At 58.2% G+C, this 24,742-nt stretch carries 29 protein-coding genes, 1 tRNA gene and 1 pseudogene; 17 read left to right on the forward strand and 14 right to left on the reverse strand.

Annotation, left to right across the window (positions count from 1 at the left end; genetic code table 11):
• Positions 1-9: 9 nt before the first annotated feature.
• On the reverse strand, positions 10-1,074 hold the full coding sequence (gene queA, locus RYC17_RS11125; RefSeq protein WP_316903067.1) for a tRNA preQ1(34) S-adenosylmethionine ribosyltransferase-isomerase QueA: 1,065 nt from the start codon (positions 1,072-1,074) through the stop codon (positions 10-12).
• 117 nt (positions 1,075-1,191) lie between these two features.
• On the opposite strand from queA, the gene RYC17_RS11130 reads away from it, so the two are divergent.
• The 5 genes from RYC17_RS11130 to hopZ3 all read left to right on the forward strand — a co-directional run bounded on the left by RYC17_RS11130 (position 1,192) and on the right by hopZ3 (position 4,049).
• Positions 1,192-1,276, forward strand: a tRNA-Leu gene (locus tag RYC17_RS11130).
• A 186-nt stretch (positions 1,277-1,462) separates the two neighbouring features.
• Positions 1,463-1,765, forward strand: coding sequence for a phage major capsid protein (locus tag RYC17_RS11135; protein ID WP_227449389.1), 303 nt, complete (start codon positions 1,463-1,465; stop codon positions 1,763-1,765).
• The gene (locus tag RYC17_RS11140; RefSeq protein WP_316903068.1) at positions 1,746-1,952 is read left to right on the forward strand and encodes a hypothetical protein; all 207 of its coding nucleotides are present in this window, start codon (positions 1,746-1,748) and stop codon (positions 1,950-1,952) included. The genes RYC17_RS11135 and RYC17_RS11140 overlap by 20 nt, the downstream gene beginning before the upstream one ends.
• A gap of 397 nt (positions 1,953-2,349) precedes the next feature.
• On the forward strand, positions 2,350-2,817 hold the full coding sequence (locus RYC17_RS11145) for a type III secretion system chaperone (RefSeq protein WP_058399599.1): 468 nt from the start codon (positions 2,350-2,352) through the stop codon (positions 2,815-2,817).
• Positions 2,814-4,049 (forward strand): type III secretion system YopJ family effector HopZ3, encoded by a 1,236-nt coding sequence (gene hopZ3, locus RYC17_RS11150; RefSeq protein WP_058399598.1) that lies wholly within the window; start codon positions 2,814-2,816, stop codon positions 4,047-4,049. The genes RYC17_RS11145 and hopZ3 overlap by 4 nt, the downstream gene beginning before the upstream one ends.
• A gap of 266 nt (positions 4,050-4,315) precedes the next feature.
• Here the strand turns inward: hopZ3 and RYC17_RS11155 are convergent, their stop codons facing one another.
• The 4 genes and pseudogenes from RYC17_RS11155 to RYC17_RS11175 form a co-directional block, all read right to left on the reverse strand.
• Entirely contained in the window at positions 4,316-4,645 is a 330-nt protein-coding gene (locus RYC17_RS11155) for a hypothetical protein (protein WP_058399597.1), read from the reverse strand.
• A pseudogene (locus tag RYC17_RS11160) lies at positions 4,551-4,972 on the reverse strand (hypothetical protein). Before RYC17_RS11160 ends, RYC17_RS11155 begins: the two are co-directional and overlap by 95 nt.
• Positions 4,973-5,164: 192 nt before the next feature.
• Positions 5,165-7,471, reverse strand: a complete 2,307-nt coding sequence (locus tag RYC17_RS11170; RefSeq protein ID WP_058407432.1) for a type III effector HrpK domain-containing protein — start codon at positions 7,469-7,471, stop codon at positions 5,165-5,167.
• A 73-nt stretch (positions 7,472-7,544) separates the two neighbouring features.
• Positions 7,545-8,099, reverse strand: coding sequence for an RNA polymerase sigma factor (locus RYC17_RS11175; RefSeq protein WP_058399595.1), 555 nt, complete (start codon positions 8,097-8,099; stop codon positions 7,545-7,547).
• A 243-nt stretch (positions 8,100-8,342) separates the two neighbouring features.
• Here RYC17_RS11175 and sctW point away from each other — a divergent pair, with 243 nt between their 5' ends.
• Genes sctW through sctU form a run of 12 tightly spaced genes read left to right on the forward strand, consistent with a single transcriptional unit; the run spans position 8,343 to position 18,799 of the window.
• On the forward strand, positions 8,343-9,449 hold the full coding sequence (gene sctW, locus RYC17_RS11180) for a type III secretion system gatekeeper subunit SctW (RefSeq protein WP_058399594.1): 1,107 nt from the start codon (positions 8,343-8,345) through the stop codon (positions 9,447-9,449).
• Positions 9,446-11,533: a type III secretion system export apparatus subunit SctV gene (gene sctV, locus RYC17_RS11185; RefSeq protein WP_122259244.1), complete on the forward strand. Its 2,088-nt coding sequence runs from the start codon at positions 9,446-9,448 to the stop codon at positions 11,531-11,533. The genes sctW and sctV overlap by 4 nt, the downstream gene beginning before the upstream one ends.
• A 33-nt stretch (positions 11,534-11,566) precedes the next feature.
• Complete coding sequence (sctD, locus tag RYC17_RS11190; protein ID WP_058407435.1) at positions 11,567-12,541, forward strand: type III secretion system inner membrane ring subunit SctD; 975 nt, start codon at positions 11,567-11,569, stop codon at positions 12,539-12,541.
• Positions 12,538-13,887: a FliI/YscN family ATPase gene (locus RYC17_RS11195; RefSeq protein ID WP_122259245.1), complete on the forward strand. Its 1,350-nt coding sequence runs from the start codon at positions 12,538-12,540 to the stop codon at positions 13,885-13,887. Before sctD ends, RYC17_RS11195 begins: the two co-directional genes overlap by 4 nt.
• A gap of 2 nt (positions 13,888-13,889) precedes the next feature.
• Positions 13,890-14,336, forward strand: coding sequence for a YscO family type III secretion system apparatus protein (locus tag RYC17_RS11200; protein WP_122259246.1), 447 nt, complete (start codon positions 13,890-13,892; stop codon positions 14,334-14,336).
• Between the two features lie 6 nt (positions 14,337-14,342).
• Positions 14,343-14,915: a type III secretion system HrpP C-terminal domain-containing protein gene (locus RYC17_RS11205; RefSeq protein WP_316903072.1), complete on the forward strand. Its 573-nt coding sequence runs from the start codon at positions 14,343-14,345 to the stop codon at positions 14,913-14,915.
• Positions 14,912-15,628, forward strand: coding sequence for a hypothetical protein (locus tag RYC17_RS11210; RefSeq protein ID WP_058399590.1), 717 nt, complete (start codon positions 14,912-14,914; stop codon positions 15,626-15,628). The genes RYC17_RS11205 and RYC17_RS11210 overlap by 4 nt, the downstream gene beginning before the upstream one ends.
• Complete coding sequence (locus RYC17_RS11215) at positions 15,618-16,004, forward strand: FliM/FliN family flagellar motor switch protein (protein WP_316903075.1); 387 nt, start codon at positions 15,618-15,620, stop codon at positions 16,002-16,004. Before RYC17_RS11210 ends, RYC17_RS11215 begins: the two co-directional genes overlap by 11 nt.
• Positions 16,001-16,654 (forward strand): type III secretion system export apparatus subunit SctR, encoded by a 654-nt coding sequence (gene sctR / locus RYC17_RS11220; protein WP_057430737.1) that lies wholly within the window; start codon positions 16,001-16,003, stop codon positions 16,652-16,654. The genes RYC17_RS11215 and sctR overlap by 4 nt, the downstream gene beginning before the upstream one ends.
• 7 nt (positions 16,655-16,661) lie before the next feature.
• Positions 16,662-16,928, forward strand: a complete 267-nt coding sequence (sctS, locus tag RYC17_RS11225; protein WP_002552413.1) for a type III secretion system export apparatus subunit SctS — start codon at positions 16,662-16,664, stop codon at positions 16,926-16,928.
• Positions 16,929-17,723, forward strand: coding sequence for a type III secretion system export apparatus subunit SctT (sctT, locus tag RYC17_RS11230; RefSeq protein ID WP_058399588.1), 795 nt, complete (start codon positions 16,929-16,931; stop codon positions 17,721-17,723).
• Complete coding sequence (sctU, locus tag RYC17_RS11235) at positions 17,720-18,799, forward strand: type III secretion system export apparatus subunit SctU (RefSeq protein WP_058407440.1); 1,080 nt, start codon at positions 17,720-17,722, stop codon at positions 18,797-18,799. Before sctT ends, sctU begins: the two co-directional genes overlap by 4 nt.
• Before the next feature lie 205 nt (positions 18,800-19,004).
• On the opposite strand, the gene RYC17_RS11240 is transcribed toward sctU, so the two are convergent.
• The 9 genes from RYC17_RS11240 to sctI all read right to left on the reverse strand — a co-directional run bounded on the left by RYC17_RS11240 (position 19,005) and on the right by sctI (position 24,715).
• On the reverse strand, positions 19,005-19,352 hold the full coding sequence (locus tag RYC17_RS11240) for a hypothetical protein (RefSeq protein WP_002552410.1): 348 nt from the start codon (positions 19,350-19,352) through the stop codon (positions 19,005-19,007).
• A 2-nt stretch (positions 19,353-19,354) separates the two neighbouring features.
• Positions 19,355-19,558, reverse strand: coding sequence for an HrpT family type III secretion system protein (gene hrpT / locus RYC17_RS11245; RefSeq protein ID WP_002552409.1), 204 nt, complete (start codon positions 19,556-19,558; stop codon positions 19,355-19,357).
• Positions 19,555-21,654, reverse strand: coding sequence for a type III secretion system outer membrane ring subunit SctC (sctC, locus tag RYC17_RS11250; protein WP_316903077.1), 2,100 nt, complete (start codon positions 21,652-21,654; stop codon positions 19,555-19,557). Before sctC ends, hrpT begins: the two co-directional genes overlap by 4 nt.
• A gap of 1 nt (position 21,655) precedes the next feature.
• The gene (locus RYC17_RS11255; RefSeq protein WP_058399586.1) at positions 21,656-22,087 is read right to left on the reverse strand and encodes a type III secretion system protein HrpG; all 432 of its coding nucleotides are present in this window, start codon (positions 22,085-22,087) and stop codon (positions 21,656-21,658) included.
• Entirely contained in the window at positions 22,074-22,298 is a 225-nt protein-coding gene (locus RYC17_RS11260; protein WP_002552406.1) for a type III secretion protein, read from the reverse strand. Before RYC17_RS11260 ends, RYC17_RS11255 begins: the two co-directional genes overlap by 14 nt.
• 83 nt (positions 22,299-22,381) lie before the next feature.
• Positions 22,382-22,963, reverse strand: coding sequence for a type III secretion system stator protein SctL (gene sctL / locus RYC17_RS11265; RefSeq protein ID WP_058407441.1), 582 nt, complete (start codon positions 22,961-22,963; stop codon positions 22,382-22,384).
• 35 nt (positions 22,964-22,998) lie between these two features.
• Positions 22,999-23,526 (reverse strand): hypothetical protein, encoded by a 528-nt coding sequence (locus RYC17_RS11270; protein WP_058399584.1) that lies wholly within the window; start codon positions 23,524-23,526, stop codon positions 22,999-23,001.
• Positions 23,526-24,332, reverse strand: a complete 807-nt coding sequence (sctJ, locus tag RYC17_RS11275) for a type III secretion system inner membrane ring lipoprotein SctJ (protein WP_058399583.1) — start codon at positions 24,330-24,332, stop codon at positions 23,526-23,528. The genes RYC17_RS11270 and sctJ overlap by 1 nt, the downstream gene beginning before the upstream one ends.
• An 8-nt stretch (positions 24,333-24,340) precedes the next feature.
• Positions 24,341-24,715 carry a type III secretion system inner rod subunit SctI gene (gene sctI, locus RYC17_RS11280; protein ID WP_058399582.1) on the reverse strand — a complete coding sequence of 125 codons (375 nt, stop codon included), beginning with the start codon at positions 24,713-24,715 and terminating at the stop codon, positions 24,341-24,343.
• Positions 24,716-24,742 lie beyond the last annotated feature (27 nt).

Raw genomic sequence — 24,742 nt, forward strand, 5'->3', positions numbered from 1 at the left:
AGGTGCGACTCATGCGTGATCCTCTGGTGCCGATTCCTGTGGGGCCGTCGGCGCGGGATTGCGGGTGATGAACATCGCATCACCGTAACTGAAGAAGCGGTAGCCGTGCTCGATGGCCGCAGCGTAAGCCGCCATCGTCTCGGGATAACCGGCGAACGCCGAAACCAGCATCAACAGCGTGGATTCAGGCAGATGGAAATTGGTCACCAAGGCATCGACCACATGAAATGGCCGGCCCGGATAGATGAAGATGTCGGTGTCGCCGCTGAACGATTTCAGTTCGCCATCACGCGCGGCACTCTCCAGCGAGCGCACGCTGGTGGTCCCGACGGCAATCACCCGCCCGCCTCGCGCACGGCATGCGGCCACGGCGTCGACCACGTCCTGGCCAACTTCCAGCCACTCGCTGTGCATGTGGTGATCTTCGATCTGCTCGACGCGCACCGGCTGGAACGTACCCGCGCCGACGTGCAGCGTGACGAACGCAGTCTCGACGCCCTTGGCGGCGATCGCCTCCAGCAGCGGCTGATCGAAATGCAGGCCGGCAGTTGGTGCAGCCACAGCGCCTGCACGCTGCGCGTAAACGGTCTGATAACGCTCGCGGTCCGCGCCTTCATCCGGACGGTCTATATAAGGAGGCAACGGCATATGGCCGACACGCTCCAGCAACGGCAGCACTTCTTCGGCGAAGCGCAGTTCAAACAGCGCATCGTGCCGCGTCACCATCTCGGCCTCGCCACCGCCATCGATCAGAATCGACGAGCCAGGCTTGGGCGACTTGCTGGAACGCACATGCGCCAGCACACGATGGCTGTCCAGCACGCGCTCGACCAGAATCTCCAGCTTGCCGCCGGACGCCTTCTGCCCGAACAGCCGCGCGGGAATCACACGGGTATTGTTGAACACCATCAAGTCGCCCGGGCGCAAATGCTCAAGCAAATCAGTGAATTGACGATGTGCCAGCGCGCCAGTCGGCCCATCGAGGGTCAACAGACGACTACTGCGACGCTCGGCCAGTGGATGGCGAGCAATCAGGGAATCGGGGAGTTCGAAGGTAAAGTCAGCGACGCGCATGATCGGGTTCGTTTAGCAGGGCCGGGAAGTTTATCCGGTTTGGCGGCATTAGTAAAAAACCTGCGTAAATCCCTGTTGACCAACGGAAAACTCATCCTTATACTTCGCCGCCATTGAGCCCTGATGGCGGAATTGGTAGACGCGGCGGATTCAAAATCCGTTTTCGAAAGAAGTGGGAGTTCGATTCTCCCTCGGGGCACCACACATAATTATCTAGCGTTGCTCAAAACGCCCAGATAACCAGAGAAACCGGCCACTGAGCCGGTTTTTTTGTGCCCAGCATTCCCAGTGATTCCCTTGTAAGCCCATTTTATTGTGAGTAGATCGAGTTCGGTCCAGATTTCTACTCACACCCTGACGGGAAAATCCCCCGCCAGCGCCACCGAACCTGTGGGGTACGCCGGTAGTTGTCACCATGGGAATGCCCGAGGGTAGAGCGCTGATTCTCGACACCACCTCACTGCTTGATCGCCAGGAAGTGGCGGTTGAGGCAAGCCGGATGGACGGCGACAACTTCCGCCGCAACCTAGTAACGATCCTAGCTGAACTGCGCACCGGCCTCGCCGTGTACGCCCCATCCTCGATGCGTCTGGTGTCCCTGACCCCAATTGCCCCTCAACCACTGGCTGGATCGGGTCGATGCGTCGAACCGGTCCGCGAGGACTGCAAACATGAGCATCACCAAACCTGAAACGCTACCCAAGCCGATTCAGCGAGCGCTAAACCAGATCGCTCACAGCCGGTCCCTGCTCTATCAGGCAGCCTGCCGCAATCAGATCCGGAAGGAAATCGACACGCTACTGGCCAGAGGCATGAGCCATCAGGACGCGATCGAGCCGCTGCGGGCCTGCCCGCCGACTCTCGACCCGGACTACTAGGCCAATTGGTTGCCAACCCCACCGATTTGGTACGAAAACAGCGATTCGGGCAGCGAATGAGGGATTCAAGGCGCTGAAAAACGCCGTTGACGGATTCGCTGAAGAGCTTGCCAGGCTGGACCGATTAGGAATGCCCTAGCCGCCGTCGCCAAGATTCCGGCCGTTACAACGGCTGAAATCAGTTCAGCTTAACGTACTTTAAAATCCTTTTTCTGAGGCGCCCCTAAAAGATCCTTCATTGAGTCGATCAATTCCTGGGGAACTGACTGAAGGCCTCAACCACTCAACGATCAGTAATAGGGCACCAGGCCAGCCGGTCAGGACCTGGCCATGACAGGGCGAGGTTTTGCATCGATAGCGCCTGATGCACAGTCTCCTGACCTGCAGAGTTCCGATTATGACGATACAAGACTTGCTGAATGCGTTGGCGATAAGGCTTGAAAGTGGACCGCTTTCTCTGGATGCGAATCACCTATGCTGTCTGAAGGTCAACGAACTGGACATGACGCTGGAACGGATTGAACAGCAAAATACGCTGTTTGTTTATCTGTGCGTGGGCACGCTTTCTACTCCAGCCAGCAGCACACTTCTGAGCGATATTCTGGCCGCCAACCTCTTTCATTATGGCTCCAGCGATGGTGCGGCCTTCGGGCTGGACGAAAAAAATAATGAAGTGCTGCTTTTTCAGCGGTTTGATCCGTTACGGATTGGTGAGGATCACTTTGTCAGCGCCTGCGTTCAGATGATCGAAGTGGCGAAAATATGGCGGGCAAAGTTACTGCATGGCCATTCTGCTCCGCTCGCCTCCTCAACCAGGCTGACGAAAACCGGCTTGATGCTAACCATGGCGGGGACTATTCGATGAATATCTCAGGTCCAAACAGACGTCAGGGGACTCAGGCAGAGAATACTGAAAGCGCTTCGTCATCATCGGTAACTAACCCACCGCTACAGCGTGATGAGGGCAGACGTCTGCGACGTCAGGATGCGCTGCCAACGGACATCAGATACAACGCCAACCAGACAGCCGCATCACCACAAAACGCGCGCGCGGCAGGAAGATATGAATCAGAGGCCAGCTCATCCGGCGCGGATGATACTCCGCAAGCTGAGGGTTCAATGCCTTCGTCGTCCGCCCTTTTACAATTTCGCCTCCCCGGCGGGCGGAACCATTCTGAGCTGGAAAATTTTCATACTATGATGCTGAACTCACCGAAAGCATCACGGGGAGATGCCATACCTGAGAAGCCCGAAGCAATACCTAAGCGCCTACTGGAGAAGATGGAACCGATTAACCTGGCCCAGTTAGCTTTGCGTGATAAGGATCTGCATGAATATGCCGTAATGGTCTGTAACCAAGTGAAAAAGGGTGAAGGTCCGAACGCCGATATTACACAAGGAGATATCAAGTTACTGCCGCTGTTCGCTAAAGTGGAAAATACAAGAAATCCCGGCTTGAATCTGCACACATTCAAAAGCCATAAAGACTGTTACAAGGCGATAAAAGAGCAAAACAAGGATGTTCAAAGAAACAAGCAATCGGTGAGTATACGGGTTGTTTACCCTCCTTTCAAAGTGATGCCAGACCACCATATAGCCTTGGATATCCAACTGAGATACGGCCATCGACCGTCGATTGTCGGGTTTGAGTCTGCCCCAGGGAACATTATAGACGCTGCAGAAAGGGAAATACTTTCAGCATTAGGCAACGTCAAACTCAAAATGGTAGGAAATTTTCTTCAATACTCGAAAACTGACTGCACCATGTTTGCGCTTAATAACGCCCTGAAAGCTTTTAAACATCACGAAGAATATACCTCCCGTCTGCACAATGGAGAAAAGCAGGTGCCTATCCCGGCGACCTTCTTGAAACATGCTCAGTCAAAAAGCTTAGTGGAGAATCACCCGAAAAAAGATACCACCGTCACTAAAGACCAAGGCGGTCTGCATACGGAAACGCTATTACACAGAAACCGTGCCTACCGGGCGCAACGATCTGCCGGTCAGCACGTTACCTCTATTGAAGGTTTCAGAATGCAGGAAATAAAGCGAGCAGGTGACTTCCTTGCCGCAAACAGGGTCCGGGCCAAGCCTTGACTCACGTCCTCTGAAAAAACGCGCCTTATGGTTGGCGCGTTTTGTCCGAGGACAGGTGTTCGAGAAGAATAAAGGTTGTCATCTCAAGAGGCAGGAGGAAAGAGTCGAGGCTCGGCTTGCTCAGCAAACGAAAAGCTGGCGTAACGGGTTTGGCCAGCCCCCCCCCTATTAGAGCCGGGGCCGTGTATCGCGGCCTCAGCTCCACTGCAAGACGAATCAGGTTATAGAAAGACGTGCGTCACTTTGCTGAAAGAGCGCCAACGCTGTCAGGAATGCCGAAGAAAAGTCCGCAGATCACGCACACGCAACTCAGCGTTTATATCCTGTAGCGCCTCAAGACTCAGCGTATTCAAGGGCGCACCATTGGACATTTCCGAGACCTGCTCAAGAAGATTATTGCGAAACCTATCAACAGCTGACGCATCCAGATACTCGGCTTTCTCTTTCTTGCTCGTGTTCAGCCTTACAAGCAGATCCTCAGGCAGCTTTATATTCTTGAGCTCACATCCCAGAGACAGCGTTACAAGATCGCCAAGGTTTCTGATCTCCACTTCCTTGATTGCCACCGTCTGCCTCCCCGGCCAGGCGATGCTCATTTGCCTTGTACATGAACCTATTATTCTTGCCCGGTATAGAGGTACTGATCCCATGGGCAGAAAGACCTTTGACTTTTTCGAATCCTAAAACCAAGGGCACCACCGTCCCACGATTCAGCAGGCTGTTAAAATGCGGATCAGGCCATCGGGCCACACCTACTAACGCCTGCTGGTAAGGCATCAATCTGCTCACTTGGGGCCCTGAAGCTCACCGCACCTTGGCGTCCTGGCTCGTTGATGGACTGAGGATGCCTCTGGAGAGTTTGTATATGATGCGCGAAAGCTGTCCGAAGAAATGACAGATGCTTTTGACGATACGCAACCCATCGGGCTCACCTTTTAACTATTTAATTTAATGTCAGGCCTGACAAAAGTCCGATATTTGTCAAATAGCCTCGGTTTTTTTAGCGTCTAGCGCTAACGCTTTCCATAAACTTTTATGCTGCCGATTAAACAGCTCACACGGATCTGTAAAAATGAAGGCTCAGCATTCAAGGCGTCTGAGCCGACTCAATTCAATCAATGCGCCCTGGCAATCCCGAACTGGTCCAGCACCGGGTCAACGTTATGATCGAACGCCTTCTGCGCCTTGTGCTTCTTGACCGCATCAATGATCGCCGAGATACCGAAGCCCAATGCCATGGCGCCGTCGATGGCCCAGCCGATAACCGGAATCGCAGCACCCAGTGCCGCACCCGCAGCAAGCCCGGTGGCTTCGCCGGCGACCAGGCCGACAGCGCGGCCGATCATCTGCCCGCCCAGACGCCCGAGACCGGCGGAGGCCTCGCGGCCCATCATCTTCGCCCCGGCGTCGACCCCTCCCTTGATCGCCTCGGCGCCCAGCTTCGTGCTGTCGTAAATGGCCTGCGTCGCGCCAAGCTTGTCGCCATTGGCGAGCATGGTGGATACCGATGCAAAGCCCATGACTGAATTCAGCACCTTGCCGCCCGCCCCGGCATCAGCAAGTTGAGCCAACAGCGAGGGGCCGCCCTCTTCATCGCTTTTGCCTTCCAGCAACTTGCGGCCTTTTTTGGAGTTCTGCAGCTCATTCAATGTGCTGGTCGTGTAGTTTTCATGCTCGCCTTCAACGAAATCAGCGGGCAGCACACTTTCATAGGCCGCTTTCTGGTTGTCTGCGGTTTGCAGGGCTTCGCTGGCATCGGCCTTTTTCTGGCCGAGCAATTGTTTCAGTGCGCCGCCTTCGCTGAAGTTGCGAACGTACGAATCGGCAATAGACGATTGCAGATCAGGTCGATTGCTGACCACTTGCTCGGCCGTCGGCACTTCGGCATCGGGAAACAGATCTTTCTGCAGTTGCAATTGCGCCGACAGACCGCTGATAGCGCCGCTGTAATCGGGGTTTGGCTTGTGCTTGTCGACCGCTTTGTCCGCTGTCGACATGTCGGTCTGCAGCGCCTTGCCGCTGTTGACGTTTTCAGCTTGCTCGGCCACCGCTTTTTGCAGCGCGCTATCGCTGCGCACCAGTTTGCGTTCCTGCTCGGGAATGCTTTTGTTGAGGTAAGCCTGAACGTCGGGATCGGCCTGTAGCTGAGCGATTCTTTCGTTGAGGCCAGCCTCGGTTTTTTCAGTATTGCGCAAGCCGCGACCGGCGATCACGCTCTGCTGGGTTTGCTGCAACTTGACCATCACGGCGGCTTTCTGCGCGCCGGTGTAAGACTTGGGTTTATCGAAAACCCCGGCGTCCAGCTTGCTGATGTCGATACCCGCTACAGAATTCAGGGTCGCCGCATCGCTGAGCATGCTGGCGAACTGGCCACCATTGGTGGGCGCACTTTTCCTGATCCATTCGCTCATGTTTTTCGCGTCGAACAACTGGTCGGGACTGTGCGCAGCTTTCTTGCGCCCGGTCATCCCCGCCTCGTCCACCTGACTGAGAAAGCCCGGCTGCGACCACGTGCTGCAGGATTGCTTGAGCGTACCCGACAACCCGGGGTTATTTTCAGCCAGCCCTTTCAAGTCGTCGGCACTGATATTGCCGTCCACGTCGGTCTTGTCAGTCGCACCGACCGCATGATGCGGGTCAGCGGCCACCGTCAGCGGCATATTGGCTCGCATCACTGCGGCATTGCGCACCATTTCCAGGGATTGAGGATCCGCATCGGGGTTGTCCTCCATGTATTTACCCAGGTCCTTGTCGGCAGCGTCCGCGGCCTTTTCCATATTTTTGGCGAACGCCTTGAGGTCTTTGTTGGTGATTTTGCCATCTGCGTTGCCGCCATCCTTACCGACGTCCACAGCCGTCTTCAACGCAGGGTTGGCGTTGATGAACGCCATCGCCTTGTCAGCATTGGGGCCGTGCTCTCTGGCCATCCAGGCGGCCGCAATCGGTCGGTTGAGTTCTTTGGCCGCCTGCTCGCGCTCTTCGGGCGGCAGGTTGGCAACCATCGGGTCCCAACGCTTGAGGGCCTCGGGCGAAGAGTATTCGGAGTTATCGAGAAACGCGGCATCGGTAGCGCTTGGGGCGTTTGCCGGGTCGGAGGCAGCCGCCGCAGGTGACGCGCTCGCGGTTGACGAGACCGATGTCATCGGCGAAACCTGATCACTGTCCTGATCGATGCTGGAGGTACTTTCGCTACTGCTGCTGCGAGTCAGCAGACTCATCAGCGATGAGCCGCTTTGCTCGGTATCGGAAAAGGAAGATGTATTGTCGTTGGCCTGGCCGAACTGCACAAAGGCCTGACCACCACCTGCGCTGCTCTGCGTGAGCGAGGCTTTGGCTAATGGCGTCTCAGCAGCCAGTTCGCCAGAGGTGGGTTGATTCACGATGCTGCCGAGGGCAGGACTGGGAGAACTGGATATACGCATGGTTGCCATCCAAGTGGTGAGGGATGGCAACTGTGTGGTTTTGCGCGCGAGTTGGTTCCAGACAGATATCCACTCAGGCAAACGGGTCAATCTGCTGCTTCAATTGCACCCGCGCCCGGGACAGTCGCGAGCGCACAGTGCCAATCGGAACGCCGAGCGTGTCCGCCGTATCCTGATAATTGCCATCCATCTCCAGCGACACTTCCAGGACCTTTTGCATGTTCGACGGCAAGCAATCGATGGCTGCGATGACGCGTGCCAATTGCCTGTGTCCGTCTACCTGATGAGTGATATCGCCATTCCATTCCAGCTCTGAATGAACGTCGTCTTCCCAGCTTTCCTGATAGGGCTGACGATACATTTTGCGGAAGTGATTGCGGATCAGGTTCAACGCAATACCACACAGCCAGGTCTGCGGCTTGCTGGCATGCTGAAACTTGTGCTCGTTGCGCAGGGCCTCCAGAAATACGCATTGCAGGATGTCATCGACATCATCCGGGTTCATTACGCGCTTCTGAATGAACGCTCTGAGCATCTGTATCTGATCAGCCGTCAGTTGACGGATACCGGCAGACGAAGAGTCATTACGTGGCTGGGTTGCATCAAGAATCACAAGGTTGGGAAACATGGGCTTACCTTAATTTAATGGTGTGCAAGCCCTATAGCGATAACCGTGCCAGCCAAAATACTTACATAAGACATTGATTTATATAACTATTTTAAAATGTGTAATTCTTTGTAATACATTTTTTTGCGCAACGCCGATTTTATCCCTACAGCTTTTGGCACAAACGCGTCAGCCCCTTTTACAAGGGAACCGAATCCTGGCCAGGCCCCACTCAGCGGTCATGACCAGGCTCAGAACCGTCCTATGAAAATCGTCGCCCCGCCTATATTGCCAACCCACACGGTCACGCCGATTCGCGCCGTCACGCCCGCTGCGCGAGCGATTCCCGGCACCCTATCGTCGGAAAAAGGCACGTCATCGCAACAGGTCTCGCGCTTCGCCGCAGCACTGGTGCAAAACAGCCGGATACTGCGCCAGCGCGAACTGATCGCAAGCAGAAATGCACTGCAGTCGCGGGCCGTCAAACTGGGTGAGCTCTATCAGTTGTTGATGAGCGCCAACGACACCGGGCTGGATAATGCCGCGAGGCTGCTGCGCAAAAAACTCCTGCAAGAGAACGACACAGAACTGGAACAGGTTCTGGAATTTGCCGATGGCGATGCGGCCAAGGCCCACGTGGTGCTGCAAGCAGCGCGCAAACAGGCTGAGGACGATGGCGCTGAAGGCGAGTACGTGGCGCTCACCCAAACGCTGAAACAGCTGCGGCGCAAGTTCGGACCACACGCACGGGCGGGCATTAATACTGCCAGGGCGTTCGGGCGACAGAACGTCGACAACAAACGCCGAGCCGCATTGCGCAACCTGTATGGCGTAGCGGTTTCCGGACAGCCGAACGTGACCGGTCTGATCGAAGCCTTGATCAACGAGCAGGAAGAGACCGGAGACTTCGACCTCAACCTGCGCGACATGCGCAGAGCCATTGCCGACGATCTGTCGGCGATTACCCCTTCGGCATCTCATGAACAGCTGCGCACATTGATGCACGGGCTGACCACGGCACGGCACGTGACGACGTTGTTGCGCGGTTGTGAACACCTGCTTGGGCGCATGCGCAACAAGAACCCTGACCTGAAGGTGGATCCGCCAGCCTTTCTCAAACACTTGCTGACCCTGACGGCCAATGGAATGAACGTGAACCAGACCCTGCAACTGACTCAACACATCGGCGGTGCCAGGCTCAAGAACCAGCTGGCATTTCTCAATGGCTTGCGGCCGATGCTTATGCAATTGCCCATCCTGCTCTGGAAGGACATGAAAAGCCGCCAGGCTGCGCTGAATAACCTGCTCACCCTGATGGCAGAACTGACTCAACAGGAACAGAAGCAGCTTTTTGAGGGACTTGCCGGATGAATCAAGTCATCAACTTTCTGAACATGATTGCCCTGTCGGCCATGCGCCGGTCAGAGCTGGTTGGCGCATTCTTCGTCATCGCCATCGTCTTCATGATGATCACCCCCCTGCCCACAGGGCTGGTTGATGTGTTGATCGCGGTGAACATCTGTATCTCGTGCCTGCTGATCATGCTGGCGATGCATTTGCCCAGGCCGCTGGCATTCTCGACCTTTCCGGCCGTGCTGTTGCTGACCACCATGTTTCGTCTGGCACTGTCGATTTCCACCACACGATTGATCCTGCTCAATCAGGACGCCGGGCACATTGTCGAAGCCTTCGGCCAGTTCGTGGTAGGTGGCAACCTGGCGGTAGGCCTGGTGATCTTTCTGATCCTGACAGTGGTCAACTTTCTGGTTATCACCAAAGGTTCGGAACGGGTTGCCGAGGTCGGCGCACGGTTTACGCTGGACGCGATGCCCGGCAAGCAGATGTCCATCGACAGTGACCTGCGCGCCAACCTGATAACCGTTCAGGAGGCGCGCAAGCGTCGCGCCGAGCTGAACAAGGAAAGCCAGTTGTTCGGTGCCATGGATGGCGCGATGAAGTTCGTCAACGGTGATGCCATTGCCAGCCTGATCATCGTTGCCATCAACATGATCGGCGGTATTTCCATCGGCGTGTTGCAGCACAACATGAGCGCGGGCGATGCGTTGCAGCTGTATACCGTGCTGACCATAGGTGACGGCCTGATTGCACAGATTCCGGCGCTGCTGATCTCCGTAACCTGCGGCATGATCATCACCCGTGTACCCAATACCGAGGCCGGCGCAGAGGCCAACATTGGCCGTGAAATCGCCGAACAGATCACCAGCCAGCCCAAGGCGTGGATCATCGCCGCAGTGGCCATGCTCGGCTTCGCTGCCTTGCCGGGTATGCCCACGGGGGTGTTCATCACCATCGCGATCATCTGCGGTGCCGGCGGCATGCTGCAGTTGCAGCGGGCAAAACCCAAGCCCGACGAACAACGCGCCACTGCCGTCGCCCCGGAAATGAACGGCAAGGAAGACCTGCGTACCTTCTCACCCAGCCGGCAGTTCGTCCTGCAGTTTCACCCAGGCCAGGACAGCGCACAGATAGAGGCACTGATCAGCGAAATACGTCGGCGACGCAATAGACTGGTGGTGCAATACGGTCTGACCCTGCCTTCGTTCATTATTGAACATGCCGATCATCTTCCTCCGGACGAGTTTCGCTTCACCGTCTACGACGTACCCATGCTCAAGGCGACATTTACCCAGTCCCATGTCGCCGTGGACGCCCGCCAACTCGGTGGTGAAAACCTCCCGGCGGCGATCCCTGGCAATACCGACCGCCAGGAAGATCAATGGGTGTGGTTGCCTGCCGAGCAATGCGGTGAGCTGAACCCGGTCAGCGCCATGACTCTGATTGTCGAACGCATGGAACGCGTATTGCAGTCCTGCGCGCCGCAGTTCATCGGCTTGCAGGAGACCAAAGCCATCCTCAGCTGGCTGGAATCCGAGCAGCCGGAGCTCGCGCAAGAGATACAGCGGGTGCTCACGCTGACGCGCTTCTCGGCGGTTCTGCAACGTCTCGCGTCGGAGCGCGTACCGCTCAGGGCAATCCGGCTGATCGCCGAAACCCTGATCGAGCATTGCCAGCATGAACGCGATACCAACGTGCTGACCGACTACGTGCGCATCGCGCTCAAATCGCAGATCTACCACCAGTATTGCGGTGCCGAAGGCCTGCAAGTGTGGCTGCTCACGCCGGAAAGCGAGGGCTTGTTGCGCGACGGTCTGCGCCAGACACAGACCGAAACGTTCTTCGCACTGAGTAACGAGATCAGTCAGATGCTCGTGCAACAAATGAATATCGCATTCCCGGTGCGCGCGCCCGAACAGGCGGTACTGCTGGTCGCGCAGGACCTGCGCAGCCCGCTGCGGACCTTGTTGAGGGAGGAGTTCTATCACGTTCCCGTACTGTCTTTCGCAGAAATCAGCAACGCGGCCAAGGTCAAGGTAATGGGTCGCTTCGACCTTGAAGACGATCTTGAGCCAATGGACAACGAGCACGCAGCTTGAGCCTTTCAGGCTTGAGCAAAGGGAGACTTTCAGATGTTTGAATTACGCGTACTGAACGGTCAGCACCAAGGCGCAGCCTTGCCACTGGTGGGCGAGCAATGGTCGATTGGCTCTGCCGCGCAACACGATCTGGCACTGGACGACGCGGGTGTGGAAAGCCTGCACTGCCGCCTGCAACGCCTGGACGACAGCTGGACACTGAACGCTGAAGAAGGCGCGGTGTGCGACGAAGAAGGTAACGCCCGGCCCAGCATTGACCTGACACTCAACACTGCGTTCATGTTGGGTTCAGTGTGGTTGTGCGTTTCGCCCGCAGACGATGAGTGGCCTTCAGTGCCAGCAGTCATCCCGAAACAGCCACAGGCTGACCCCGAGCCAGCACGCAATGATGTGCCGCTGAAAAAGGTCAAGTCGCGCTCGCAATTGCTCAACCGTACCACAGGGATCATCGCCGGTTTGCTGGTGGGTGTCATCGGCAGCGCCTGGAGCCTGACCCGCCCGCCCGCCATTGCAATGGACCAAGGCCCCGGCCACATGGCCTCGGTCACAGCAGAGGCACCGGCAGAGACATCTCCAACACCGGCAAAGACCATCAAACCCGCGGCCGACAAACGCATACGCCTGACCAGCGCGGAGGCAGTCCGCCATCAGTTGGGCACCATGCTCAGCGACCGGCTGCTGACCGATGTCAGCGTGGAGGAAACAGCCGAGGGGCTGGTGCTTAACGGTGATCTCAAAGAGGAATCCCTGCTGGTCTATCAACGCATGCTGCAGCGTTTCAAGGACCGCTATGAATCGCCGGTGACGGTGTTCGACAACGTCGCCAGCACACGTAGCGCCCTGCCCTTCGTGGTGGTTCAGATCATGACCGGCCCGCATGCGCATCTGGTGACTGCAGACGGCCGCCGTATCTATGTGGGTGACGAAGTGGATGGCCTGCGCCTGACGCGAATCGACAATCAGCGCCTGCAATTCGACGGCAATCGCCACATTGAGGTGAACTGGTGAATGCTGCACTGAGCCAATGGAAAGACACCCACGCAGCGCGCTTGCGTGACTACAGCGCCGTGCGCGTCAGTGGCCGGGTCAGTGCAGTGCGCGGAATTCTGCTGGAATGCAAGATTCCTGCGGCCAAGGTGGGCGATCTTTGCGAGGTGAGCAAAGCCGACGGCAGCTTCCTGCTGGCTGAAATAGTCGGTTTCACTCAGGAATGTACGCTGCTCAGCGCCCTGGGCGCACCCGACGGAATTCAGGTCGGGGCTCCGATCCGCCCGCTGGGCATCGCCCACCGGATTGGCGTTGACGACAGTTTGCTGGGCTGTGTTCTGGATGGCTTCGGACGTCCGCTGCTCGGTGATTGCCTCGGTGCTTTTGCCGGACCGGATGATCGTCGCGAAACACTGCCAGTGATCGCCGACGCCTTGCCACCCACCCAGCGCCCGCGCATCACCAACGCCCTGCCCACCGGGGTACGCGCCATCGACAGCGCCATCCTCCTGGGCGAAGGTCAACGTGTGGGGCTGTTCGCCGGTGCTGGCTGTGGCAAGACCACACTGATGGCCGAACTGGCCCGCAACATGGGCTGCGATGTCATCGTCTTCGGGCTGATCGGCGAACGGGGCCGCGAGCTGCGCGAGTTTCTCGACCATGAACTGGACGAAACCCTACGCGCCCGCTCGGTGCTGGTCTGTGCCACCTCCGATCGCTCAAGCATGGAGCGCGCACGCGCAGCGTTCACCGCGACCGCTATCGCCGAGGCATTCCGCGCACGAGGCCAGAAAGTGCTGTTGCTGCTCGACTCCCTGACCCGGTTTGCCCGTGCGCAGCGGGAGATAGGGATTGCCTCGGGCGAACCGTTGGGGCGTGGCGGCCTGCCACCCTCGGTTTACACCTTGCTGCCACGCCTGGTCGAGCGCGCCGGCATGAGTGAGAACGGCTCGATCACCGCCCTCTATACCGTGCTGATCGAGCAGGACTCGATGAACGATCCGGTGGCGGATGAAGTGCGTTCACTGCTCGACGGGCACATCGTGCTGTCCCGCAAGCTGGCCGAGCGCGGGCATTACCCCGCCATTGACGTATCCGCCAGCATCAGCCGGATCCTCAGCAATGTCACCGGCCGCGAACACCAGCGAGCGAACAATCGTCTGCGCCAGCTACTGGCTGCCTACAAACAAGTGGAAATGCTCCTGCGGCTGGGCGAATACCAGGCCGGTGCAGACCCGGTGACCGATTGCGCGGTGCAACTGAATGACGACATCAACGCCTTTCTGCGCCAGGACCTGCGTGAGCCGGTGCCCTTGCAGGAAACCCTGGACGGGTTGTTGCGGCTTACCTCCCGACTGCCGGAGTGATCATGGACGACACACTGGAAGACGACCCACAGCGCGCGGCACTGGAACAGGTGATCAGCTTGCTGACCCCGCTGCGCCAGCATCGTCAGGCGAGCGCTGAACGGGCTCATCGCCACGCGCAGGTGGAACTGAAATCGATGCTCGACCACTTATCAAAAACACGGGCATCGCTGGATCAGGAACGTGACAACCACAAGCGGCGTCGCGAGGGCCTGTCTCAGCAACACCTGGAAAAGACCATCAGCCTGAACGATATCGACCGATGGCATGAGAAAGAAAAACACATGCTCGACCGCCTGGCCTGTATTCGGCAGGACGTGCAGCAACAGCAATTGCGGGTAGCCGAACAGCAGGCGTTGCTTGAGCAGAAGCGCCTGCAAGCCAAAGCGTCTCAGCGCGCGGTCGAGAAACTCGCCTGCATGGAGGAGACGCTCAACGAAGAAGGTTAAGTGACGATGACCGCACCGATCAAACACCCGGCCAAAGCGCCAACGGCACCACCCGTAGTGCATGCCACGCCGCCTTCTGCGCCCGCGCAGCGCGCACCGGACAAGGCTGATGACAAGCTACCGGTTTTTGGCGGCACAGCACGTACCGACATGCCAAAGATCCGCTTCGCACAAAACCGTTCGGCGACAGAGACACCGGAGAGCGCCGACGGCCTGTTCTTTTCCCAACTGCTGATACCTCAGGTCGGTGAAGAGCCTGATCAGCAAGGCTTCGGCGGCAGCAGCATCGCCCTGCCCGTGCACGCCGAAAATGTACCGCCCCAATTGATCGACGAGCTGGCGCAGCGTTTGCCCGAACAGCCCGTCGGCCCGCTGGCGTTTACCCTGCTGATGCCCAGCCTGGGGACAGTACGCGTCAATGCCGAAAAAACCGAACACCGTTGGAGCATCCAGCTGGGCTTCGCCCGTCGTGACGTTCTGAAGCGTTTGCAGGGTCATACCGGCGCATGCCGTGATTCACTGTCGCGGGCACTCGGCCATGACGTTGAGCTGGACCTGCATGAAGATCTTGCAGCATGAGCGCGCTGCGTCTGCGCAAGGTCGATGCCCTGCTGGCTCAGGCCACGCGTGAGCTGGGTGCCGGTCAGAGCCTGGGCTTCAGCGCCGCAGGTCAGGACGCCGAACTGACCCTGTTGCCACTGCTTGCCGACACAGGCGAACCGGCAGGCGCTGTCTGGCTGAGCACATCCGTCGGCCCCCTTTTGCTCAGCGACGCCGAAGCGCTGCTCAGCCTGCTGGGCGATATCCCCTTTACGCTCGGGGGCGAGCAACAAGCCTGGTACTGGCAGCTGTTCAATCAACGCCTGAGTCCGACCATTGCCCGACTGCTGGCACCGATCGAACCCCTGCACAACAGACCGCACGCACTCACCCTGGGCTGCCGGGTTCAGGTACAGCGCGGTGGTGAGCAGCTTCACGCGCACTTGCATGCCACGCCCGACACACTGCTCAGGCTGCTGCAATCGGCGCCCTGGCAAGCCCGCATGCGCACTGTGGATGAGTCCTGGTCAGTGGCCAGCCCCCTGATCATCGGTGAAATGTCGCTGACCCTGGAACAAATCGCCTCGCTGCGCCCCGGTGACGTGGTGCTGCCCGCCCACTGCCAGTTCGACAGCGCCGGGCAAGGGTTCCTGAGCCTGGCAGGACGGCAATGGGCGGCGCAGACCGACCAGCAAGCGCAGCGTCTTTTTTTGCGGCTCAGTCATGAGGAGCACCGCCACCATGAGTACTGAAGATCTGTATCAGGAAGATGTCGAGATGCTCGACGACTATGAAGACCCGTCGACTGAACAGCACTGGTCCGAAGAAGACGGCGAGCCATCCGGGTATGTGACGACCGAACCGGACGATCACGCAGCGCAGGAAGAACAGGACGAGCCCCAAGCCCTTGATTCGCTGGCAATGGACCTTACCCTGCGTTGCGGCGAGCTCAGGCTGACCCTCGCCGAACTGCGCCGGCTGGATGCCGGGACCATCATTGAAGTCACCGGCATTTCGCCGGGGCACGCGACACTGTGCCATGGCGAACAGGTGGTGGCCGAGGGCGAGCTGGTGGATGTCGAGGGGCGCCTGGGTCTGCAGATTACCCGCCTGGTGACCCGCTCATGATCATGGAGGGCGTAAACCCGATCATGCTGGCGCTGTTTCTCGGCTCGCTGTCACTGATCCCCTTTCTGTTGATTGTCTGCACCGCCTTTCTGAAAATCGCCATGACCCTGCTGATCACCCGCAACGCCATTGGCGTTCAGCAGGTGCCGCCGAACATGGCCCTGTACGGCATTGCCCTGGCCGCCACGATGTTCGTCATGGCCCCGGTGGCGCATGAGATCCAGCAACGGGTCCATGAACACCCGCTGGAACTGGGCAGCGCCGACAAGCTGCAAGCCAGTCTGAAAACAGTGATCGAGCCACTGCAACGCTTCATGACCCGCAATACCGACCCGGATGTGGTCGCCCATCTGCTGGAAAACACCCAGCGTATGTGGCCCAAGGAAATGGCCGACCAGGCCAACAAGAACGACCTTTTGCTGGCGATTCCGGCCTTTGTGTTATCGGAGTTGCAGGCCGGTTTCGAGATCGGCTTTCTGATCTACATTCCCTTCATCGTCATCGACCTGATTGTTTCCAACCTGTTGCTCGCACTGGGCATGCAGATGGTCTCGCCGATGACCCTGTCGTTGCCGCTCAAGCTGCTGCTGTTCGTGCTGGTGTCGGGTTGGTCCCGACTGCTCGACAGCCTCTTCTATTCCTATATGTGAGGCGGCCATGGAAGCGTTGGCGTTGTTCAAGCAAGGCATGTTTCTGGTCGTCATCCTGACCGCTCCGCCGCTGGGTGTCGCCGTGCTGGTCGGGGTGCTCACCTCGCTGCTGCAGGCACTCATGCAGATTCAGGATCAGACGCTGCCGTTCGGCATCAAACTCGGGGCGGTCGGGCTGACCCTGGCCATGACCGGCCGCTGGATCGGCGTCGAGCTGATTCAGTTCATCAATATGGCCTTCGACCTGATTGCACGGTCCGGGGTCAATCACTAAATGCCCTTCGACGCCCACGAAGCGTTCCAATTCATGCTGGGCATGGGTCTGGCGATGGCGCGCCTGCTGCCGTGCATGCTTCTGGTGCCAGCCTTCTGTTTCAAATACCTGAAAGGCCCGCTGCGCTATGCGGTGGTGGCCGTGCTGGCGATGGTCCCGGCTCCCGCAATCAGCCGCGCGCTGGGTTCTCTTGACGATAACTGGTTTGCCATCGGCGGCCTGATGATCAAAGAGGCGGTACTGGGGACGCTATTGGGGCTGTTGCTGTATGCGCCGTTCTGGATGTTTGCCTCGGTCGGTGCCCTGCTCGACAGTCAGCGCGGGGCGCTCAGCGGTGGCCAGTTGAACCCGGCACTCGGTCCGGACGCCACACCGCTGGGCGAATTGTTTCAGGAAACCCTGATCATGCTGGTGATTCTCACTGGCGGCCTTTCACTCATCACTCAGGTCATCTGGGACAGCTACAGCGTCTGGCCACCGACTGCCTGGCTGCCGGGCATGACCGCAGGTGGCCTGGATATCTTTCTGGAACAGCTCAACCAGACCATGCAACACATGCTGTTGTATGCCGCGCCGTTCATTGCCCTGCTGCTATTGATCGAAGCCGCGTTTGCGATCATCGGTCTGTATGCACAGCAACTGAACGTATCGATTCTGGCCATGCCAGCCAAAAGCATGGCTGGCCTGGCCTTTCTGTTGATCTACCTGCCAACGCTGCTGGAGCTGGGCACCGGTCAACTGTTGAAGCTGGTTGATCTGAAGTCGCTGCTGGCGCTTCTGGTGCAAGTGCCGTGAGTGAAAAAACCGAAAAGGCTACCCCCAAACAGATACGTGACGCTCGCGAAAAAGGCCAGGTGGGGCAGAGTCAGGACCTTGGCAAACTGCTGGTGCTGATGGTCGTCAGTGAAATCACCCTGGGCCTGGCCGATGACAGCGTCGACCGATTGCAATCCTTGCTGGCGCTGTCTTTCAAAGGTATTGACCGGAGCTTTGCTGCATCCGTCGAGCTGATCGCCAGCGAAGGCCTTTCCGTGTTGCTCAGCTTCACGTTATGCAGCGTCGGCATGGCCATGCTGATGCGCCTGGTCAGCAGCTGGATGCAGATCGGCTTTCTGTTCGCGCCCAAGGCCTTGAAGCTGGACATCAACAAGATCAACCCCTTCTCGCATGCCAAGCAGATGTTTTCCGGGCAGAACATCCTCAACCTGCTGCTCAGTGTCCTCAAGGCTGTCGCCATTGGCGCGACCTTGTACATGCAGGTCAAGCCCGCGCTTGGTGCTCTTATCCTGCTGGCCAACAGCGACCTGACGACGTACTGGCACGCATTGGTCGAACTCTTTCGCCATATTTTGCGCGTTATTCTGGGATTGCTGCTGGTCGTCGCCATGGTCGACTTTGCCATGCAGAAATACTTTCACGCCAAGAAGCTGCGCATGAGCCACGAGGACATCAAGAAAGAATATAAACAGTCCGAAGGCGACCCTCATGTCAAAGGTCATCGTCGACAACTGTCCCATGAAATCCTCAACCAGGAGCCCAGCACCGCTCCCAATCCGGTGGAGGAAGCGGACATGCTGCTGGTCAACCCGACGCACTACGCGGTGGCGCTGTATTACCGGCCAGGCGAGACGCCTCTGCCGCTGATTCATTGCAAGGGTGAGGATGAAGAAGCCCTGGCGCTGATTGCTCGGGCCAAAAAGGCCGGTATCCCGGTGGTGCAGAGCATCTGGCTGACAAGAACGCTGTACCGCGCCAAGGTGGGCAAATACATCCCTCGCCCCACGCTGCAAGCTGTCGGGCACATCTACAAAGTGGTTCGCCAGCTGGATGAAATCACCGATGAAGTGATTCAGGTTGAGGTGGAGCTTTAGGCTGGGAGCTGCAAGCCAGGCGTAACAGGTGCTTATGCACCAGCCCTCCCCCACGCCCTGTTTCAATCTCTAGCCTCTAGAAGACCGCGTCCTGAAACAATCCTCAACATTACCTTACCTGTAGCTCGTGCCTGCAGCTCCAGCTGCCCAAAAAAAAGACCGCCTCCTCTGCAGGGGCGGTCTTCTTTCATGCTGGCCGAATTGCCTAAGCCAGGTGTTCCAGGCCTGCCAGCATCAGCTCATGCCGCCGGATGTCATCCAGGTTGGTGACGGCATCCGGCGCGTCGCTTACGGCATGCCACACTACAAAATCACGCTGTACATCCAGAAACAGAAAGTAGTTTCTGAACCGCTCGGCCTCTGAGAACCTCATTTGCAGCGCCTCTCTCAGTTGCTCGGGACGCAGCGCACGCCCCTCGATGTGCAGCGCGATGCCCCAGTCATGATGCTCACGCCGACTGACGAAGGACACCCCGTTTGCCACCGGCCAGACCGCAGGGCTCTGGGCAGCAACGTTGTAGTAGAACGCCGCTTTTTCCTTTACCTCAATCATTTCTAATCCTTTAACTTCACGACAGTGTAATCCCGCTCGTGGTCCTGGTCGTCCAGACCGTCGCGCATGTCCGGCGGCCACCAGATGACCAGTTCGCGGTTTGTGGAGTCCGGACGTTTGCAGGCAACTCCCGTACAGCCATGGGTGGCACACCCTGACAGGGTAGCGAACAGCACCAGCACAACTGCAATGCTACTGATCTTCATGGTTTCGTTCCCTTGAGCAGTGATGGCCGACTCTCTTTTGCCATTTTCGATATCTGTGGCTGGCGCACAGCGATATACACCTCGCTCTCTTCACCCGGTTGCAGCCAGGCGTGAGGCCAGGCGGCAACGCCGATGACCCAGCGACCACCGCAGCGGCTCTCGTCGATACGTACCGGTTTGTCGGTATTGTTGTGCGCCACGACAACCGCAACACCCCAGTCCTTCCTGGCGTACCACTGCGAACGTTGACCGTCGAGCGTCAGCCCCGCGCCCGGATCACAGAGGCTATCGGTTTCAAATGGCAGTGTTTCGCCGGTACGCATACCCACGGGGGCAGTTCCATCGACCATCTGGGTGAAGACCTTCTGGACATCGCCGCGGGTCGGCAACTCCCCACCGTCGCGTCGCTCCTTGATCCTTTTCATCTGATCATCGACGTCATGCGGGTTACCGTTTTGCACATAGCGAGCCGGGTTGACCTGATCACCAATCAGCCGCGGCGTCAGAATGAACAGACGTTCGCGCTGGCTCAGTTCACGGCTGCGGGACTGGAACAACAGCTTGCCGATGTAGGGAATGTCGCCCAGCAAGGGAATCTTGTGGACCTTGTCATTGGCTTCCAGCCCGTGGAAACCGCCGATCACCAGCGAACCATGTTCGGCGATGACGGCTTGGGTGCTGACATTGCCTTTGCGCACGCTGGGTTGTGTATCGTTGATATCGGAGATATCGATCTGGCCGTCTTCAATGTCGACGATCAGTTGCACCTGAGGCTTGCCATCGTGGTCCAGTGAACGCGGGATCACCTGCAGACTGGTCCCGGCGGTGATGGGCTCGATATTGGCGACGCGTTCTGACGTCGCCGTGATGTACTCAGTACGACTGAAGTCAATGACAGCCGGCTGATTTTCCAGGGTAAGAATGGACGGGTTGCCGATCACCGACGCTGAACCGTTGCCCTCCAGCGCGTGCAGCTCTGCAGAAAACTTGCCCGCGTTCTGAATGAACATCGTCGAACTGGTGCCTGCGTCGAACAGGTTGACGCCACCGCCGACGCTGCCTGCGTTGAAATTCCAGCGACTGGAGAGCTCCGCCAGCTCGTTGCGATCAATGTCGAGGATCACCGCATCGATTTCGATCAGGTTGCGTGAGACGTCCAGTTCCTTGATGAGTTTCTCGTACATTGGTTTGCGCGAAGGCAGGTCATAGATCAGCACCGCGTTGTTGCGCACATCGGCTGTTACACGAATGTTCGCGCGGCCACCGGAACGGCTTTTCCCGGATTTCTTGCTGCCGCTGCCATAGCTCAACACCCGATCAAGGCCCTGTTGCAAGGCGCCGGTATCGATGCCGCTGGAATCCAGAGGCAGGCTTTGAGTGTCCGCGCCGCCACCCGCGAGTCCGGCATTTGCGCCACCGTGCCCCAACAGGTTGATGCCATTGATGGCTTCGCCGCGAGAACGCGTGTCGAGCAAATCCTGAAGAATGCTGGCGACACCCGCTACTGTCAGTTGTTGATCACGATAACGAATGGTCCGGTCCGACGCGTTGGCGTATTTGAGCGGAAACACAACAATGTCTTGCTTGTCGCCCTTTTCCGGCGTCTCGACTTTTTTGCTGTAGTCACGCACCAGTTCCACATATTTTGCCGGGCCGCGAACCAGCACCACACCCTCGTTAGGCAGGACGCCCCAGCCAAAGCGTTTATCCAGCAGGCCTACATCGGTCAACGCCGTCTGCAAGTCATCTACCGCATCGGATGAGACTTCTACGCGCGCCGAGGTGTGTTCGCTGGACGGGCTGACGTAGAGCGTGTCGTTATAGACAAACCACTGGAAGTGGTATTCCTGACCAAGCCGATCGAGAAACTCTTCCGGGCTCTGGGCACGAATCCGGCCATCAAGCGTTCCTGGAATGGACGGCATGTCCAGCGCCATGCCGAACTCTTTGGCAAAATCAGCCAGCGCCGTGGTCAGTTCAGTCTGCCGGGCGTCGTAGGCGTAAGCCGTGTGTTTCCAGGCTTCGGGGGTGACCGCCCATGTAACAGGGGTCAACCCGATCAACAATAAAGGCAACCACATCAAGGCCTTGCGCATTTCAAACTCCCGGTTGCCGGTGATTGAGGGTCGTGCGCCCGGATATCGCGGGCGTCATGTCGCCAATGGTGGTGTGCATCAGGCTGAGCAAGGCCGCACGCTGATTGGCCAGGCTTTCAAGGCGATCGAGTAGATCGGCGAGGTTGCAGGGGTTGGGTATCCAGGTGACCAGGACCATGCAGCGGGTCTGCGGATCAATGGCGAAGGCGCCATCACAGGCACACGCAAGACTGGCACCCCCGTGGCTGAGCAACGCCTCGATGCGTTGGGAGTCATTGGCATCGTAGGGATCGAGCAGCTCGATGCTGCAACGTATTCCATGACCAACCACTTCCAGGCGGGCGTTGGCGTCGTCGACCCAGCAGTCCAGCGCAGTCGCCGGACGCTGATCACACCACTGGCCGACGACCTCAGCGAACTCACTGAAATCCATCGATGACATTTTTGGTCATTTTGTAGCCGGCTTGCTGGCACTGGTCAGCGATGTTGGAGCTGACAGCGGCCTGCTGACTTGCCTCACCGAAGGCATCAATGTCGTCGGCAGTAAAATGCCCGTTGCCACCCTCAAGCACGTCATCCACGTCGGACAAGGCGCGATTCAGCGTGCTGTCGAGGTTATTTTGCAGAGATTTGAAACTTATCATGTCCTTTTACTCCAGCAGGAAGGTTCAAACCTTGAGTGGAGCAAACGGCTGGTGCGGTTCCATTTTCGGCGCAAGAGCCTGTTTCAGGCAGACGAGTCACGGCCTGCCAGCCCGTTGCGCAGCGTCGCCCAATCGATGTCGAACGCGCCATTGGCGTCGCTCAGGCGCAGGCTTTCGGTGGTCAGCGATGCGTCGCGCTTGAGCTGCCAGTATTGGGCAAACCGGCTGTCAGCCAGCCACTCGGCGACCGGCTCGGCCATATCGGGGTGAACGCTGAGGGTCGCCACCGCTTCGTTGAGCTGACTGGCCGCGAGATTTTTCACCAGTGCCCTGGCGCGCTCGGCCAGCGTCGTGTCGTCAAGCAGGTGCCGAAGTGACTCGCTGAGCAATTCCTCTATGGCGGTCATTGCTTGCTGCTGTAACACTTCACGCTGCACCTGCAATTGAGCGAGGAACGCATTGGCGTTTTCCCAGAAGCTGACCAGCGCCTGCTGATGCAGCAGGTCGGCCTTCTCTTGTTCGAGAACCAGCATTTGCTCTGCCTGGCGCTGCGCGTCGGCCAGAACATCGCGAGCCAGCAGGCTGTTGGCAATGTCTTCACGACGCAGCACAGGTTCAGGCAGAAGCGCAGTGGCAGTCAGCGTAATACTGCGTTTGGCGAGCATGGGGAATTCCTGATACAGAGCGAACCGGATCGAATTCAAACCGCCGTGACACGCCATAAAATGGCCTGCCACAACGTCTGAAGTTTATTCTCGGGTGCCTCGCACGGGGTGTCGGGAAGCTCATCTGGCGCCCATGCCAGACGCAATCGCGACCAATACTCAGGCCCCAGCCAGGCCCCCAACAGCAAGCGAGGGTCTTCGTTGGCAAGTTCCAGCCAGACGCCGGGGCGCAGCGCTTTGGTCAGCGCCCAGCACCATTGCCCGTCAGCGCCATCGCTTTCATTTCGGCAAAAGCAGATGCGCCCGGCCAGATCCAGCGCCCGGTCACGCTGTATGGGTGTCAGCGCCAGCCAGCGCAACACAGGCTCGGCAGGCATCGGCGGTTGATCGGGGTCAATGCCGACACTCTGCAAAAATACGCTGTGACGACTGGCCATCAGCCCGTCACAGTCACTGAGTGTCAGCCCGCAGTTCAAGGCAAAACGGCGTTGCCAGTCCGGATGCGCAAACTGCCAGGGGTTGCACCACCATTGAACCCAGTGCTCCTCGGCAATCAGCTCCATCAGGCACGCGCCGGTACGGTTGATCGACTCCGGGCGCCGAACCCGATTCGCCGAAGCAGCGCGGCACGCCAGTCACTGCGCAGCAGCAGCGCAATAATCAGCAGCAATACGACAACACCGGCCGGTACCAGCCAAAGCATCAGGTGCCAGAACGGCAAATCTTCGCTGTCGAGCTTGAACGGTCCGAAGCTGGCCCATTGCGTCGTTTCCTGAAACTCGGTGGCCGGTACAAAAACGATGGAGAATTTCTTCGATTCTGCCGATTGCGTGGACATGCCAGGGATGCTGCTGGCGACCATCTGCTGAATACGCCCACGCACACTGTCCGGGTCCAGCGCAGCCGAGTGCTTGATAAATACCGCCGCAGAAGCAGGTTGCACCGGCTCGCCCGGAGCGATGCGTTCCGGCAGCACCACATGCACTCTGGCCACGATAACGCCGTCTATCTGCGACAGCGTGGCTTCAAGTTCCTGAGACAGGGCATAGATGTAGCGGGCACGCTCTTCGAGAGGGGTCGAAATGACCCCTTCTTTCTTGAAGATGTCGCCCAGACTGGCGCGCGACTGGCGTGGCAGGCCGGCAGCGTTAAGCACGCGTACGGCGCGGTTCATGTCGCTGGCTGCGACCGTAACCACGACACCTGTCTTTTCAAGGCGCTTGCGCGCATCGATGTGCTGGTCCGCAAGGCGTGCAACCACCTCGTTGGAGTCCTGCTCGGACAAGCCAGTGAACAGATCGGTTTCATCACTGCACCCGCCAAGCAACAACATGCAAAACAACAGCAGCCCTGCGCTCAGAAATTTCACGAGAACCTCTACTGCAGGTTGGTCAGCTTGTCGATTGCCTGCGCAGTCTTGCTGACGACTTTGGTCGTGAGCGCTGTCTGCAGCGAGCATTGCGACAATGTGCGAGTCATCGCCGCGATATCCAGTGCCTCTCCGCTGCCCGAGGCCTTTTTCATGGAGCGCATGGCTTGCTGGGACATTTTTTCGGTTTCGCCCAGACCACCGGAAATCGCGCTGGCGATATGCTCGGAAAGCGGTGCTCCGCTTGAAACATTATCCGGACGCGTTGCGGCGGTGAAGATATCGACATCCGCCTGGGGAGGTTCTGAAACGAGCCCTTGTGGTACATCCTGCCCGAGCTCCGGCGAGATGTTTTTAACATTACCAAGGTGGGAAATGGTCACTTGAGTTCTCCGTCAGGCGGGTGTCAG

It is taken from the genome of Pseudomonas syringae group sp. J248-6, from assembly GCF_032586995.1.
Taxonomy (GTDB): domain Bacteria; phylum Pseudomonadota; class Gammaproteobacteria; order Pseudomonadales; family Pseudomonadaceae; genus Aquipseudomonas; species Aquipseudomonas amygdali.

Excerpts from the sequence above, each read along its gene's own strand:
- queA (WP_316903067.1), bottom strand. The coding sequence starts at position 1,074 with ATGCGCGTCGCTGACTTTACCTTCGAACTCCCCGATTCCCTGATTGCT.
- RYC17_RS11140 (WP_316903068.1), top strand. The coding sequence starts at position 1,746 with ATGAGCATCACCAAACCTGAAACGCTACCCAAGCCGATTCAGCGAGCG.
- RYC17_RS11145 (WP_058399599.1), top strand. The coding sequence starts at position 2,350 with ATGACGATACAAGACTTGCTGAATGCGTTGGCGATAAGGCTTGAAAGT.
- hopZ3 (WP_058399598.1), top strand. The coding sequence starts at position 2,814 with ATGAATATCTCAGGTCCAAACAGACGTCAGGGGACTCAGGCAGAGAAT.
- RYC17_RS11155 (WP_058399597.1), bottom strand. The coding sequence starts at position 4,645 with ATGAGCATCGCCTGGCCGGGGAGGCAGACGGTGGCAATCAAGGAAGTG.
- RYC17_RS11170 (WP_058407432.1), bottom strand. The coding sequence starts at position 7,471 with ATGCGTATATCCAGTTCTCCCAGTCCTGCCCTCGGCAGCATCGTGAAT.
- RYC17_RS11175 (WP_058399595.1), bottom strand. The coding sequence starts at position 8,099 with ATGTTTCCCAACCTTGTGATTCTTGATGCAACCCAGCCACGTAATGAC.
- sctW (WP_058399594.1), top strand. The coding sequence starts at position 8,343 with ATGAAAATCGTCGCCCCGCCTATATTGCCAACCCACACGGTCACGCCG.
- sctV (WP_122259244.1), top strand. The coding sequence starts at position 9,446 with ATGAATCAAGTCATCAACTTTCTGAACATGATTGCCCTGTCGGCCATG.
- sctD (WP_058407435.1), top strand. The coding sequence starts at position 11,567 with ATGTTTGAATTACGCGTACTGAACGGTCAGCACCAAGGCGCAGCCTTG.
- RYC17_RS11200 (WP_122259246.1), top strand. The coding sequence starts at position 13,890 with ATGGACGACACACTGGAAGACGACCCACAGCGCGCGGCACTGGAACAG.
- RYC17_RS11205 (WP_316903072.1), top strand. The coding sequence starts at position 14,343 with ATGACCGCACCGATCAAACACCCGGCCAAAGCGCCAACGGCACCACCC.
- RYC17_RS11210 (WP_058399590.1), top strand. The coding sequence starts at position 14,912 with ATGAGCGCGCTGCGTCTGCGCAAGGTCGATGCCCTGCTGGCTCAGGCC.
- RYC17_RS11215 (WP_316903075.1), top strand. The coding sequence starts at position 15,618 with ATGAGTACTGAAGATCTGTATCAGGAAGATGTCGAGATGCTCGACGAC.
- sctR (WP_057430737.1), top strand. The coding sequence starts at position 16,001 with ATGATCATGGAGGGCGTAAACCCGATCATGCTGGCGCTGTTTCTCGGC.
- sctS (WP_002552413.1), top strand. The coding sequence starts at position 16,662 with ATGGAAGCGTTGGCGTTGTTCAAGCAAGGCATGTTTCTGGTCGTCATC.
- sctT (WP_058399588.1), top strand. The coding sequence starts at position 16,929 with ATGCCCTTCGACGCCCACGAAGCGTTCCAATTCATGCTGGGCATGGGT.
- RYC17_RS11240 (WP_002552410.1), bottom strand. The coding sequence starts at position 19,352 with ATGATTGAGGTAAAGGAAAAAGCGGCGTTCTACTACAACGTTGCTGCC.
- hrpT (WP_002552409.1), bottom strand. The coding sequence starts at position 19,558 with ATGAAGATCAGTAGCATTGCAGTTGTGCTGGTGCTGTTCGCTACCCTG.
- sctC (WP_316903077.1), bottom strand. The coding sequence starts at position 21,654 with ATGCGCAAGGCCTTGATGTGGTTGCCTTTATTGTTGATCGGGTTGACC.
- RYC17_RS11255 (WP_058399586.1), bottom strand. The coding sequence starts at position 22,087 with ATGGATTTCAGTGAGTTCGCTGAGGTCGTCGGCCAGTGGTGTGATCAG.
- RYC17_RS11260 (WP_002552406.1), bottom strand. The coding sequence starts at position 22,298 with ATGATAAGTTTCAAATCTCTGCAAAATAACCTCGACAGCACGCTGAAT.
- sctL (WP_058407441.1), bottom strand. The coding sequence starts at position 22,963 with ATGCTCGCCAAACGCAGTATTACGCTGACTGCCACTGCGCTTCTGCCT.
- RYC17_RS11270 (WP_058399584.1), bottom strand. The coding sequence starts at position 23,526 with ATGGAGCTGATTGCCGAGGAGCACTGGGTTCAATGGTGGTGCAACCCC.